This window comes from Asaia sp. A2, from assembly GCF_057319415.1.
Map to the genome: position 1 here is coordinate 1 of NZ_JBXWTO010000040.1, position 571 is coordinate 571.

At 60.2% G+C, this 571-nt stretch carries 1 protein-coding gene and 1 pseudogene; both read right to left on the reverse strand.

Translation table 11 applies throughout. The features are described 5' to 3' along the window. Positions 1 to 229 (reverse strand): helix-turn-helix domain-containing protein (locus ACWNRM_RS15165; RefSeq protein WP_485171510.1); only part of this gene is annotated, 229 nt, incomplete at its 3' end. Positions 230 to 460: 231 nt separating this feature from the next. Beyond that, positions 461 to 571: pseudogene (locus ACWNRM_RS15170) on the reverse strand (IS630 family transposase); the annotation flags it as partial.

The following is a 571-nucleotide window of genomic DNA, read 5'->3' on the forward strand; positions in this document are numbered from 1 at the left end:
CGATCAGGGCATGGATCCGGTCGGCCTGTGCTTCGATCCTGTGTGACAGTCGATCCCCACCGCGTGGTTTTGCTGCGGGGCTGCCAGTCGACGCGGCCAGGGCACACCAGCGAACCGCACTCGCCGGGCTGACGCCGAAGCGCTCGGCAGCCTGCCGGCGGGACAGGCCCTTTGAAACCGCCGCGACAACGCGGGCGCGTAAATCCAGAGACAGGGTGCGTGACGACATCCAGCGCCGGCCTCCATCCCGGCCGTTACCTTGAATCAGATCACACACAGATTGGGAATCCCAAATGATTCAATCAGCAACGAAAACGCTCTAGCGCGGTCAGACCGGAGTTGATGCACCGAGGCACCGCCGCTTTTCTCGTTGCCATATGCAATCCACTCTTTCATGGCTGAAGAAATAGTGAGGAGAAGTCAGCAATGACCACCTACATCGGGCTAGAGCGTTTTCCTCTCAATCTGGCTCGTATCCAGCGGCGGTGAAGAAGTTGGCACATTCTGCGGGCGCGACCTGATCGATGAGTTTGCCGATCCTCTTCCAAAGCCCGTCGCGGGTGCGTTCGGC